Genomic DNA, 12,900 nt, shown 5'->3' with positions numbered 1-12,900 from the left:
TATCGGCCGGCGCGCTGGCCGGCAGTGCGGAGGTAGCTCACGAGACCGAGGCGGGCAGTCATCAGGAGCGGTAGTTCGGCGGCTCTTTGGTGATCGTCACGTCGTGGACGTGGCTCTCGCGCTGGCCGGCGCCGCTGATCTTCACGAACTTGGGCTTGCTGCGCATGTCCTCAACGGTGGCGCAGCCCACGTAGCCCATGGTGGCGCGCAGGCCGCCCATCAGCTGGTGGATGATGCCGCCCACCGGGCCGCGGTACGGCACGCGGCCTTCAATGCCTTCGGGCACCAGCTTGTCGGCGGTGGCGGCGTCCTGGAAGTAGCGGTCCTTGGACCCCTTCTCCATCGCAGCCAGCGAGCCCATGCCGCGGTAGCTCTTGTACGAACGGCCCTGGAACAGCTCGGTTTCGCCCGGCGATTCCTCGGTGCCGGCCAGCAGGCCACCGACCATGATGGTCGAGGCACCGGCGGCCAGCGCCTTGCCGATGTCGCCGGAGTAGCGGATGCCACCGTCGGCGATCAGCGGGATGCGGTCCTGCAGCGCTTCGGCCACCAGGTCGATCGCGGTGATCTGCGGCACGCCCACGCCAGCAACGACGCGGGTGGTGCAGATCGAGCCCGGGCCGATGCCCACCTTCACTGCGTCCGCGCCGCTGTCCAGCAGCGCCAGCGCGGCCTCACCGGTGCAGATGTTGCCGCCGATGACCTGCACGTTCGGGAAGTTCTTCTTGACCCAGCTGACGCGGTCCAGCACGCCCTGCGAATGGCCGTGCGCGGTATCGACCACGATCACGTCCACGCCGGCAGCGACCAGCGCTTCCACGCGGCGATCGGTATCGCCGCCCACGCCGACGGCCGCGCCGACCAACAGGCGGGTGGCGATGTCCTTGGCAGCGTTCGGGAAGTCGGTGTTCTTCTGGATGTCCTTGACGGTGATCAGGCCACGCAGGGCGAACTCGTCATTGACCACCAGCACCTTTTCGATGCGGTTGCGGTGCAGCAGCTGCAGCACTTCGTCAGACGCGGCGCCTTCCTTGACCGTGATCAGGCGATCCTTCTTGGTCATGATGTGGCGGACCGGATCGTCCAGCTCGGTCTCGAAGCGCATGTCGCGATGGGTGACGATGCCGACCAGCTGGCCACCGCCGTCCACCACCGGCACGCCGGAGATGTTGCGCGCCTGGGTCAGGGCCAGCACGTCGCGGATGGTGGTTTCCGGGCCGACGGTTATCGGGTCGCGGATGACGCCGGCCTCGAACTTCTTGACCGTGGCCACTTCCGCGGCCTGCTGCTCCACGCTCAGGTTCTTGTGGATGATGCCCATGCCGCCCAGCTGTGCCATGGCGATGGCCAGGCGTGCTTCGGTGACGGTGTCCATGGCGGCGGACAGGATCGGAAGCTTGAGCTTCAGGTCGCGCGTCAACCGCGTTTCGAGGTTGACGTCCTTGGGCAGGATGGTCGAATGAGCGGGGACGAGCGAGACGTCGTCGTAGGTGAGAGCTTCAGCCTGGATGCGCAGCATCGGCATACCCGAGATGTGGGGAAGCGCGACATTTTACCCTGTTTTGGCGACCAAGAACAGTAATTTTGGTAGCCGGAAATAGGCAATGCTGCGACACAGTGTCGCGCGGGCGCACCGCCCTTGGTAGGTGCCAACCTTGGTTGGCACGAACCGTCCGGCATCCGGACCGCAGCCGGGGCAACGGCCCCGTCAGATGCGCGCCAACCAAGGTTGGCACCTACCAGGAGCGGTCCATCGCGATCAGCACGCCCCCATCAACAGCGGGCCCGATCAGACCCCGGCTTCCGCCGCTTCCAACGTGTTCTGCATCAACGTGGCCACCGTCATCGGGCCCACGCCGCCCGGCACCGGGGTGATCCAGCTCGCCCGCTGCGCTGCAGCCTCAAATCCAACGTCACCCACCAACCGGCCGTCGTCCAACCGGTTGATGCCGACATCGATCACCACCGCGCCCGGCTTCACCCACTCGCCCGGCACGATGCCCGGGCGACCCACCGCCACCACCAGGATGTCGGCGTTGCGCACGGCCTGTTCCAGCACGTCCTTGGGGGTGAACTTGTGGCAGCTGGTGACGGTGCAGCCGGCAATCAGCAGCTCCAGGCCCATCGGCCGACCAACGTGGTTGCTGACGCCGACGATGGTGGCGTTGCGGCCGCGCACCGGCTGGTCGGTGTGGCCCAGCAGCGTGGTGATGCCGCGCGGGGTGCACGGGCGCAGGCCGAATTCACGCAGGGCCAGGTGGCCGACGTTTTCCGGGTGGAAGCCGTCCACGTCCTTGCGCGGGTCGATGCGCTGGATCAGCCGGCGCGCATCGGGGATGCCCGGCAGCGGCAGCTGGATCAGGATGCCGTTGATCTTCGGGTCGGCGTTGAGCTGGTCGATCAGGTCGAGCAGCTCGGCCTCGGTGGTGCCGGCCGGCAGGTCGTAGTCGTAGGCTTCGATGCCCACCTTCTCGGCCGCGCGGCGCTTGTTGCGCACGTACACGGTCGAGGCCGGGTCGCCACCCACCAGCACTACGGCCAGGCCCGGGCGGCTGCCACCGGCGGCAACACGGGCGTCGACCCGCACCTTCAGGCTGTCGAGCAGGTCCTCGGCGATACGGCGGCCATCGAGGATGCGGGCAGGAAGCTGGGGGGCGGAGTCGGTCATCGGGGGCAGGCGTGGGGCGGCGGGGACGCTATTGTCCCCCATTCACGCCCCCTCGCCCACCGGGAATGCTGGCCGCCGCCGCTTCGGTAGTGCCGGCCGCTGGCCGGCAACCTCATGAACGCAGGACGCACCGTGCAGCTGCCGGCCAGCGGCCGGCACTACCAGGCTTCAGATCATTCCTCTTCTTCTTCCGGCACTTCATCCGCATTGAGCGTGCGCGCCTTGCGCTTGGGCGCGGTGAACGGCGTTGGCGTCGGCACGCCGGGCAGCGCGGTGCCGAACACCATGTGCGCGCCGGCACGCAGGTTGCCGCCGGCCATTTCCAGTTCGAAGCGTTCGGCGTCGCGCTCGCGGATCTGCTCGGCGATCTCGCGCGCGTCGTCTTCCTCCGCACCCAGCTCCACCAGCGCGGCCTGCCCGAACAGCAGCGCCGACTCGAAGGTTTCGCGGATCTGGAAATCCACCCCCGCATGGATCAGCCGCAACGAATGCTCGCGGTCGAACGAGCGCACCAGCAGCTTGGCCTGCGGGAACTGGTGCGCCACCAGTTCGACGATGCGGTCGGCATCCTCGGCATTGTTCACGCACACCGCGACCGCACGCGCACTGCCCGCGCCGGAGGCATGCAGTACGTCCAAGCGGGTGCCGTCGCCGTAATAGATCTTGAAACCGAAGCGCTCGGCGTTGTGGATCATCTCCACATCGTTGTCGATGATGGTCACGTCCACGTCGCGCGCCAGCAGCGACTGGCTGGCCACCTGGCCGAAGCGGCCGAAGCCGATCAGCAGCACGCTGCCGGACAGGCCATCGGCGGTGTCCACGCCTTCCAGGCTGACGGTCGGCTTCGGTGCCACACGCTTGTAGACCAGCACCACCAGCGGCGTCAGCGCCATCGACAGCACCACCACGGCGGTGAAGTTGGCATTGATGTCCAGGCTGATCACGCCGGCGCTAGCCGCGGCCGAGAACAGCACGAACGCGAACTCGCCGCCCTGCGCCATCAGCACGCCGCGATCCAGCGCCTGCGCGTGATCGCTGCCCATGATGCGCGCCACCACGTAGATGCACAGCGCCTTGGCTGCCATCAACGCCAGCACCAGGCCAAGGATCAGCTGCCAGTGCGCGGCCACTACGCTCAGGTCCAGCGCCATGCCCACGCTGAGGAAGAACAGGCCGAGCAGGATGCCGCGGAACGGTTCGATGTCCGCTTCGATCTGGTGGCGGAAGGTCGATTCGCTCAGCAGCACGCCAGCCAGGAACGCGCCCATCGCCATCGACAGGCCGGACAGCTGCATCAGCAGCGCCGCGCCCAGCACCACCAGCAACGCGGCGGCGGTCATCACCTCGCGCGCCTTCGATTCGGCCAGTACGCGGAACAGCGGGTTGAGCAGGAAGCGGCCAACCAGCACCAGGCCGACGATGGCACCGACGCCGATCGCCACCGACAGCCAACGCGAACCCTCACCATCGGCACTGCCTGCGCTCGGGCCCATCCAGGCCACCAGCGCCAGCAACGGCACGATCAGCAGGTCTTCGAACAACAGGATGGAGACGATCTTCTGCCCCGAGGGCAGCGCGATGTCGCCGCGCTCGGCCAGCAGCTGCATCACCACCGCAGTGGAGGTGAGCACGAAGCCGGTGGCACCGATGAAGGCGACCTGCCACGGCAACCCGAACAACTTGGCGATGCTGGTCAGCACCAGCGCGCAGGTGACGATCTGCAGCGTGCCCAGCCCGAAGATTTCCTTGCGCAGGCTCCACAGGTGCGAGGGCCGCATTTCCAGGCCGATGACGAACAGGAACATGACCACGCCGAGTTCGGCGGTATGCAGGATCGCCTGCGGGTCGGAGAACCAGCCCAGCCCGAACGGGCCGATCGCCAAACCGGCGGCAAAGTAGCCCAGCACCGAGCCCAGGCCGAGCCGACGGAACAGCGGCACCATCACCACCGCTGCGCCCAACAGGGCGACGACCTTGACCAGCTCGCTGGTCGCTGCTTCTACCGCCATGCGGTGGGTTCCCCGGAAATCGAAATCGGACTCAACGATAGAGCAACACCGATGACGGCAATAGCACGTACGTTGCGTTTTATTGTCTTGGAGATGGAACGATGCCCGGAGTAGCCCCTGGCATCATCCCGAAACCATGCATGTGTGTTCGTAGGCGCCAACCATGCACCCGCTTCGGTAGGTGCCAACCTTGGTTGGCATGCGAGCGCCGACCAAGGTCGGCATCTACCAAAGCACTCACCTACCCCGACAAAACGCGGCGTAATCGATATACCCCGGGAACGGCACGCCCGGCGCACACACCGGGCATTGCGGGTCCGGCCCGATGCCGGTCTCGCGGAAGCGCATGCCCAGCGCATCAAAGCGCAGCAGGCGCCCCACCAGTGGCTCGCCGATGCCCAGCAGCAGCTTCAGCACCTCGGTGGCCTGCAGCACCCCGGCCAGGCCCGGCAGCACGCCCAGCACACCCGCTTCGGAGCAGTTGGGCGCGAACTCCGGCGGCGGCGGCTCCGGGAACAGGCATCGGTAGCACGGCGCCACGCCACGCTGACGGCCGGCATCGAACACGCTCACCTGGCCGTCGAAGCGCTCGATGGCGGCGTAGACCATGGGCTTGGCGTGCTTGATGCAGGCGTCGTTGAGCAGGTAGCGCAGCGGGAAGTTGTCCGAGCCGTCCAGCACCACGTCGACATCCTGCAGCAGGCGGTCCACGTTCTCCGAGGTCACCCGCTCGGGCACGGCCTCGACCTCGATGGACGGGTTCAACGCCAGCAGCCGCTCACGTGCCGAATCCACCTTCAACTGACCGACGCTGGCCTCGGTATGCACGATCTGCCGATGCAGGTTGCTGCGCTCGACACGGTCGTGGTCGGCGAAACACAGGTACCCTACCCCGGCCGCCGCCAGATAGAAGCCGGCCGGCGCGCCCAGGCCGCCCGCACCCAGCACCAGCACCCGCGACTGCTGCAGCCGGCGCTGGCCCGCCTCGCCCACCTGCGGCAGCAGCAGATGGCGCGAATAGCGGTCGTAGAAATCACGATCGGCGTCGCTGGTCAGCGGCTGCACCAACGGCAGCGACAACTCACGCCAAGCGACGGTGCCACCGGCGATGGAGCTCACGTTCGTGTAGCCCGCATCCAGCAGCGCCTGCGCCGCATCAGCCGAGCGCTTGCCGCTCTGGCAGATCAACAGGATCTCCTGTTCCGGCAGCGCCAGGTGCGCGGCCGCGTCGGCCAGCAACTCGCCCTTGGCGACGCCACGCGCGCCTTCGGCCATGCCGCCGGCCCGCTCATGCGCCTCGCGCACGTCGATCAGCACCGCGCCATGGGCCACGCGTGCCCGCGCCTGCTCGGGGGAAAGCTCTGGAATGCTCATGCCGCCATTATCGCGCAGGCCACGCCACGCCGCCTTGACCGATGCCCGCAAACGCCGGGTAGTGCCGGCCGCTGGCCGGCAACCTCATGAACACGCCAGGCATCATCGGGTTGCCGGCCAACGGCCGGCACTACCGCAAACGAAGAAGGCGGCCCTGCGGCCGCCTTCTCGTGGATCACTTGCCCTTGACGTGCTTCATCAAGCGCCGCTTGGCCTTGACCTGCCGTTCGGTCAGCACGTTCTTCTTGCCCTCGTACGGGTTGGCACCCTCGCGGAAGATGAACTGCACCGGCGTACCGATCAGCTTGAAGCGCTTGCGGAAGAAGTTCTCCAGGTAGCGCTTGTACGACTCCTGCAGTTCCTTCAGGCGGGTGCCGTGCACGATGAAGGTCGGCGGGTTGGCGCCGGCCGGGTGCACGTAACGCAGCTTGGAGACATGGCCGCGGATGGTCGGCGGCGGGTTGGTCTCGTAAGCCACTTCCAGCGCCTTGTTCACTTCGCTGGTGGTGAAGGTCTTGTTCGCCGATTCGTGCGCGCGGTGCACCGCACGGAACAGCTCGCGCAGGCCCGAACCATGCTTGGCCGAAATGCGCACGGACTCGGCCCACGGCACGAAGCCCAAACGCAGCGACAGCATCGTTTCCGCCTGCTCGCGCTGGTAGTCGGTCAGGCCGTCCCACTTGTTGATCGCAATCACCAGCGCGCGGCCGGCATCCAGCACGGCGCCGAGCACGGTGGCGTCCTGGTCGGTCACGCCTTCGGTGGCATCGAGCATCAGCACGGCCACCTGGCACTGCTCGATCGACTGCATGGTCTTGACCACCGAGAATTTCTCGACGACCTCGTCCACGCGCGAACGGCGACGCAGGCCGGCGGTGTCGATCAGGCGGTACTCGCGACCGTCACGCTCCAGGTCCACCGAGATCGAATCGCGGGTGGTACCCGGCACGTCAGAGGCGATCATGCGCTCTTCGCCGAGGATGCGGTTGACCAGGGTCGACTTGCCCACGTTCGGGCGGCCGACGAAGGCGATGCGCACGCGGTTCGGATCGTTGTCCAGCTCTTCGCCGCTGCCCTCTTCCGGCAGGCGCTGGATGACCTCGTCCAGCAGGTCGTCCAGGCCCTGGCGGTGGGCAGCCGACACGGTCAGCATCTCGCTGAAGCCGTAGCGGGCAAACTCCGAACGCACGGTGTCCTCGTCGGTGCCGTCGATCTTGTTGATCAGCAGCAGCGTCGGGCGCGACAGCTTGCGCAGCCAGGCCAGGATCTCATCGTCCATCGCCGAGGTGCCCTCGCGGGCATCAACGACAAACAGGATCAGGTCAGCTTCGCCAGCGGCAGCGCGGGCCTGGCGCGTGGTAGCACCAGCCAGGCCTTCTTCTTCCTCTGCGATGCCGCCGGTATCGACGACGAGGAAATGGTTGTCCTCGTCAAGCCGGCAGACGCCATAGTTGCGGTCCCGGGTGACGCCGGGCTGGTCATGGACCAGGGCGTCACGGGTTCGGGTCAGTGCATTGAATATGGTCGACTTGCCGACATTCGGCCGTCCAACCAGGGCGACCAAAGGCAGCATCGCGATTACTCCGTATTAATTTGCCAACCGGAATGCGGTCAGCTTGCCATCAACGTTCTGCACCAGCAGCACCCCATCGACGACGATTGGCTGGGCCAGAAGCGCATCACCGCCGCTTTTCGCCCGCGCTGCCATCGCGCCATCGGAGGCCTGCAGCCAATGCAGGTATCCCTTGTAGTCACCGACCACCACGTAGTCGCCGTGCAGCGCCGGACCGGTCAGCGAGCGCCGGGCCAGTGCGGTCTGCGACCACATCGCCGCGCCGCTGGCCTTGTCCAAGCCGAACACGCCGCCCTTGTTGTCGGTAACGAAAACATTGCCCGAAGACACCGCCACACCGCCGGCACCGCCGTGGTCACGCGCCCACATCGGGCGACCGGTCGGGCCTTCGATGGCCATGGTCTGGTTCTTGAAGCTGCTCACGAACAGCGTATTGCCGTCGAGCACCGGGGCGCCATCGACGTCGGCCATGCGGTCCAGCTCGGTACGGCCTTCGCCAGTGCCGACGTTCTGGTCCCACAGCGTGCGGCCGTCCTGCATGGCCATCGCAGCAACGCTGCCCTCGTCCTTGCCGATGAACAGCACGCCCGGACCGGCCACCACCGCCGCGTTGCCGCGCACGGTCAGCGCCGGCAGCTCGCTCGGGTTGAACCACTTCTGGGTGCCGTTGCCGGCATCGAACGCGGTGACGCGACCGTCATTGCTGCGCACGAAGACCATGCCCTGGGCAATGGCCGGTGCGGCGATGACTTCGTTCGGCACGCGTGCGCGCCACTTCTCGCTGCCATCGTTGATGTCCAGCGCGATCACCTGGCCATCAAGGGTACCGATGACCACCAGGTTCTCGCCGACGCCCGGACCACCGGACAGCCGCAGCTTGGCTTTCTTCTTTTCCTTCTTCGGCTCCCAGGTCCAGACCTTCTTGCCGGTCTGCAGGTCGATGGCGTGCACGCCACCGGTGATCGCCGCGGCGAACACGTGACCATTGGCCACTGCCGGGCCCTGGCGCACGCCGATGCGGCGCTCGCCCTTGCCCAGATTGACCGACCAGGCCTTGCTGACCTTCAGGGTCGGCTCGAACTTCACCAGTTCAGCCGGCTCCTGTGCCTTCTTCGCTGCTGCGTCCTTGCCGGCGAACCAGCCCTTCATGGTGCTGCAACCGGACAGCGCCATACCGAGCAGGAGTACGGTGGCGACGCGCGTGATCATGACCTTCTGACTCATCAAACCGACTCCGCAGGGGCGGCGACGGTGCCGCCGGCGTCCATAACCTTGGTTTCCAGCAGTCGCCGCTGCGGCGCTGCCACGTCCAGCGTCTTCAGCGCCTTCTCATACTGTTCCCGAGCCGCGTCACGCTTGCCCTGCGCCATCAGCGCATCGCCATGGATTTCCAGGCTGCTGCTGTCGGTGGCGCTGCCCAGCAGCTTGATCGCTTCATCACCCTTGCCGGTAGCCACCAGCAGGCGTGCCACACGCTGGTCGACCACGCGCTGCAGGTCACCTTCGACCTTCACCGCGCGCAAGGTTGCCAGCGCTTCTTCATTCTTGCCTGCATCGACCTGGGCCTTGGCCAGCTGCAGCGCAGCCAGATCGCCGTAGATGCTGGACGGGCCAGCCTCCAGCGCCTTGACCGCCTTGGCCGCGTCATCGAGCTTGTTGGCCTGCAGACCCGCCAGGGCCTTCTGGTACTCGACATTGGCCGAGGCCAGCTTGCCGCCCTGGTCCTTCTGGTACCACTGCCAGCCGGCAATGGCACCGATGGCGATGACTACGCCACCGAGGATGCTGGCACCATTCTTCCGCAGCCAGCTGCGGACGCGTTCACTTTGTTCGTGCTCGTCGAGCAGGTCGTCGATCGCCATGCGTACTCTCGCCCCACCCATCGGGAGGGACCATTGGGATTATCGAAGGTGGTGAAACCGCGCCTCAGTGTGAAACCGGGACAACGGAGCCTTCAGAGGATACCTGAAAGCGTGCCACGTTGGCTCGCTGATAGGGCGTCAGATCGACGATAGCGCCATTCTGCTGAACCTGGACCGCCGAGGCGTTGCCCAAGGTGACCCGGGCCACCTGGCCGGGAGTGAAGCTGCGGGTCTCGCCCGCCTTGATCAGCGCCTTCTCGACACTGCCGCCATCCGGACCGGCAATATCGACCCAGCTGTCGCCACTGAACTGCATGTCCAGGTTGGCGGCAGCGGCCGGCGCAGCGCGGGGCACCGGGGCCAGCGAGGCAACGTAGGGGGTAGCGGTCGGCTTGGCGACGGGCGCGGCGACCACTTCGGCGGGCGCCGCAGCGGCGGACCCGGGACCGGCCGGGGTAACCGGCACGGCGGCCGGGATCACGTCCAGCGAGGCAGTGTTCGGCGAGGGCGTGGAGCCATCGAAGTGGCCACGGGTGGCGAACCACACCGGGACGGCCAGCACGGCGGTAATACCGACATACAGCGCACGGCGGCCGAGATTCTCGGCAATGCGGCGCGCACGCGGGGTATGGGTGTGGCTGACCAGGGTCGGCGGAACCACCGGGCCCACCTGGGCCTGTTCCAGCAGTTCGCTGACGTCGACACCTAGCAGGCGCGCGTAGCTGCGCAGCTGGCCGCGCACGAACACCGGCGCACCGAGCTTCTGCCACTGCTCCTGTTCGAGCGACTTCACCACTTGAACCGGCATGCGCAGGCGCTGGCCGACATCTTCGAGGGTCAGTCCGGCGGCCTCACGGGCCTGGCGCAGGCGGGTGCCGCAGCCGGCCACGGTCTCGAGATCGCTCACAGTCTGGTCATCAATCACAATGCATCAACCCTGGAGTTAGGAGCCCGCGTCCTGCGGAAATTCCTGTCGAATCCGCTGAAGATAGCGATCAGATGCTGCCTGATCACCCAGTCGCGCCTCGATTTCAGACGCAAGTTGTAACACGGAACGCGTGGCCGGTGCAGCCGCAATCCTACGTTCGGCGAAGGCGCGGGCCTCCATGAACTGGCCGCGACGGAAGCTCAGCTGGGCCATCGCCTCCAGCGCAACCGGGTTGTCCGGCACCTGCGCCAAGGCCGCACGCAGGTTGCGCTCGGCACGTTCAAGCTGGCCTGCGTCCAACGCGCAGCTGCCGGCATTGGCCTGCGCCTCGGCCGGCGTGGTGTAGTTGGGCGCCTGCAACGCACGGTCGAACCAGGCCAACGACTCGGCAGCCTGCCCGTTCTGGCACAGCCAGGCACCGTAATTATTGAGTACGTCACCCCGCTGCGGCGCCAGCTCGGCAGCCCTGCGGAAGCCTTCCCCGGCCTGCCGGGTGCGGCCACGCTGATCATCGATGCCAGCCAGCAGCACCAGTGCATCGGGGTCGGTGGGAGCCAGCTTGATCGCGTCGCGCGTCTTGCGCTCGGCCGAATCCAGGTTGCCGCTCTGCATGTCGCGGACGGCCAGAGCCAGCAGATCCGCCGCGCGCACATGGCGGCGAACGCCCTCCGGGTCGCGGACCGAGTAGACCGTCGCCTGGCTGGGACCCAGTTTGGCTTTGGGTTGCGACTTGCATGCAGTGACCGAGAGGGCCAGCACGCCTGCAAGCAGCGCCAGCCAGAAGCGGTCAGGCAGCCGCATCGCTCCCCTTCCCTGCCTGCAGTGTCTTGTTGAACTCAGCCTGGCGGCGGGTGCGATCCATCACCTGGCCCTTGAGCTGGCCACAGGCGGCGTCGATATCGTCGCCACGGGTCCGTCGGACCATGGTCAGCACCTTCGCGTCGAGCAGGATCTTCTGGAAGGCGCGGATTTCGCTCTCGCCGGAACGCTCGTAGCGCGTGCCCGGGAACGGATTGAACGGAATCAGGTTGACCTTGCCCGAGTGCGACGCCTGCACGGCGTTGTCGAACTGGCGCATCAGCCGCGCCAGTTGCCGGGCATGCTCGGGCTGGTCGTTGATGCCCTTCATCAGGGTGTATTCAAAGGTCACCGACTCGCGGCGCTTGTTGGCGCGCAGGTAGCGTGCGCACGATGCCATCAGCTCGGCGATCGGGTACTTCTTGTTGAGCGGGACCAACGTCTCGCGCAGCGCATCGTCGGCCGCGTGCAGCGACACCGCCAGCGACACGTCGCTTTCGGTGGACAGGCGGTCGATCTGCGGCACCAGGCCGGAGGTCGACAGGGTCACGCGCTTGTTGGCCAGGCCGTAGCCCAGGTCGTCGCGCATCACGCTCATGGCGCGCACGACGTTGTCGAAATTCATCAACGGCTCGCCCATGCCCATCATCACCACGTTGGTGAGACGACGCTGCTTGTGCGGGATGTTGCCCAGATGACGCGCAGCGACCCACACCTGGCCGATGATCTCGGCAGTGGAGAGGTTGCGGTTGAAGCCCTGGGTGGCGGTTGAACAGAACGTGCAGTTCAGCGCGCAGCCCACCTGCGAGGACACGCACAGGGTGCCGCGGTTCTTGTCCGGAATGTAGACGGCCTCGATGGCGTTCTTGCCATCGGTGCCCATCGCCAGCAGCCACTTGTGGGTGCCGTCGGCGGAGGGCTTGTCGAACACGATGTTGGGGACGCGGACCTCGGCGTGCTGGTGCAGCTTGGCGCGCAGCGCCTTGCCCAGGTCGGTCATCTCATCGAAATCGGTGACGTAGTGATGGTGGATCCACTTCATCACCTGATGGGCGCGGTAGCGCGCTTCGCCGAGAGTCTCGGCGAAGAAGCGCTCCAGACCCTCGCGATCGAGGTCGAGCAGATTCTGCTTTGCCACAACCGGACCCGCAACGAGTACGGAAGGGATGGCGGTTGGCTGTACGACCTCGTTCACGGCATCACTCTCAGCGCGAAACGACTTCGGTTGCGGCGAAGAAGTAGGCGATTTCGATCGCGGCGTTCTCGACCGAGTCCGAGCCGTGGGCGGCGTTGGCATCGATGGATTCGGCGAAGTCGGCGCGGATGGTGCCCGCAGCGGCTTCCTTCGGATTGGTGGCGCCCAGCAGGTCGCGGTGGGCCAGGACGGCGTTCTCGCCTTCCAGGGCCTGAATCATCACCGGGCCGGAGATCATGAACTCGACCAGCGCGTTGAAGAACGGACGCTCGCGGTGCACGGCGTAGAAGCCTTCGGCTTCACGGCGCGACAGCTGCTTGTACTTGGCGGCGACGACCTTCAGGCCAGCCTTTTCAAAGCGGGCGTAGATTTCGCCGATGACGTTCTTGGCAACGGCGTCCGGCTTGACGATCGAAAGGGTGCGCTCCAGCGCCATGGGATGTCTCCAATGGAATCGGGCCGCTGATGGCCCGAAGGGTAACAAAAAAAAAAG

The 12,900-nt window shown here is 66.5% G+C and carries 11 protein-coding genes; all 11 read right to left on the bottom strand.

The genetic code is table 11. From position 1 onward, the window contains the following. Positions 1-61: 61 nt before the first annotated feature. Complete coding sequence (gene guaB, locus ACQ5SA_RS14390) at positions 62-1,519, bottom strand: IMP dehydrogenase (protein WP_108265564.1); 1,458 nt, start codon at positions 1,517-1,519, stop codon at positions 62-64. Between the two features lie 270 nt (positions 1,520-1,789). Further along, entirely contained in the window at positions 1,790-2,668 is an 879-nt protein-coding gene (gene folD / locus ACQ5SA_RS14385) for a bifunctional methylenetetrahydrofolate dehydrogenase/methenyltetrahydrofolate cyclohydrolase FolD (protein WP_100552320.1), read from the bottom strand. Positions 2,669-2,841: 173 nt separating this feature from the next. Next, positions 2,842-4,677 carry a monovalent cation:proton antiporter-2 (CPA2) family protein gene (locus ACQ5SA_RS14380; RefSeq protein WP_499314602.1) on the bottom strand — a complete coding sequence of 612 codons (1,836 nt, stop codon included), beginning with the start codon at positions 4,675-4,677 and terminating at the stop codon, positions 2,842-2,844. A 237-nt stretch (positions 4,678-4,914) separates the two neighbouring features. Continuing rightward, positions 4,915-6,051: a molybdopterin-synthase adenylyltransferase MoeB gene (gene moeB, locus ACQ5SA_RS14375; RefSeq protein WP_499314600.1), complete on the bottom strand. Its 1,137-nt coding sequence runs from the start codon at positions 6,049-6,051 to the stop codon at positions 4,915-4,917. A gap of 175 nt (positions 6,052-6,226) precedes the next feature. Continuing rightward, positions 6,227-7,624: a ribosome biogenesis GTPase Der gene (gene der, locus ACQ5SA_RS14370; protein WP_025874993.1), complete on the bottom strand. Its 1,398-nt coding sequence runs from the start codon at positions 7,622-7,624 to the stop codon at positions 6,227-6,229. A gap of 15 nt (positions 7,625-7,639) precedes the next feature. Beyond that, positions 7,640-8,848, bottom strand: coding sequence for an outer membrane protein assembly factor BamB (bamB, locus tag ACQ5SA_RS14365; protein ID WP_499314598.1), 1,209 nt, complete (start codon positions 8,846-8,848; stop codon positions 7,640-7,642). Next, the gene (locus tag ACQ5SA_RS14360) at positions 8,848-9,486 is read right to left on the bottom strand and encodes a YfgM family protein (RefSeq protein ID WP_100552316.1); all 639 of its coding nucleotides are present in this window, start codon (positions 9,484-9,486) and stop codon (positions 8,848-8,850) included. The genes bamB and ACQ5SA_RS14360 overlap by 1 nt, the downstream gene beginning before the upstream one ends. Before the next feature lie 64 nt (positions 9,487-9,550). After that, positions 9,551-10,411: a helix-turn-helix domain-containing protein gene (locus tag ACQ5SA_RS14355; protein WP_499314595.1), complete on the bottom strand. Its 861-nt coding sequence runs from the start codon at positions 10,409-10,411 to the stop codon at positions 9,551-9,553. Positions 10,412-10,429: 18 nt separating this feature from the next. Continuing rightward, positions 10,430-11,215: a type IV pilus biogenesis/stability protein PilW gene (gene pilW, locus ACQ5SA_RS14350; RefSeq protein ID WP_499314593.1), complete on the bottom strand. Its 786-nt coding sequence runs from the start codon at positions 11,213-11,215 to the stop codon at positions 10,430-10,432. Continuing rightward, positions 11,202-12,407 carry a dual-specificity RNA methyltransferase RlmN gene (gene rlmN / locus ACQ5SA_RS14345; protein ID WP_499314591.1) on the bottom strand — a complete coding sequence of 402 codons (1,206 nt, stop codon included), beginning with the start codon at positions 12,405-12,407 and terminating at the stop codon, positions 11,202-11,204. The genes pilW and rlmN overlap by 14 nt, the downstream gene beginning before the upstream one ends. A 10-nt stretch (positions 12,408-12,417) precedes the next feature. Then, positions 12,418-12,843, bottom strand: a complete 426-nt coding sequence (gene ndk, locus ACQ5SA_RS14340; protein WP_089240536.1) for a nucleoside-diphosphate kinase — start codon at positions 12,841-12,843, stop codon at positions 12,418-12,420. Positions 12,844-12,900 lie beyond the last annotated feature (57 nt).

It is taken from the genome of Stenotrophomonas indicatrix (assembly GCF_050573115.1).
GTDB classification, from domain to species: Bacteria; Pseudomonadota; Gammaproteobacteria; order Xanthomonadales; family Xanthomonadaceae; genus Stenotrophomonas; species Stenotrophomonas lactitubi_A.
This window is presented reverse-complemented; position numbering and strand designations above follow the sequence as displayed.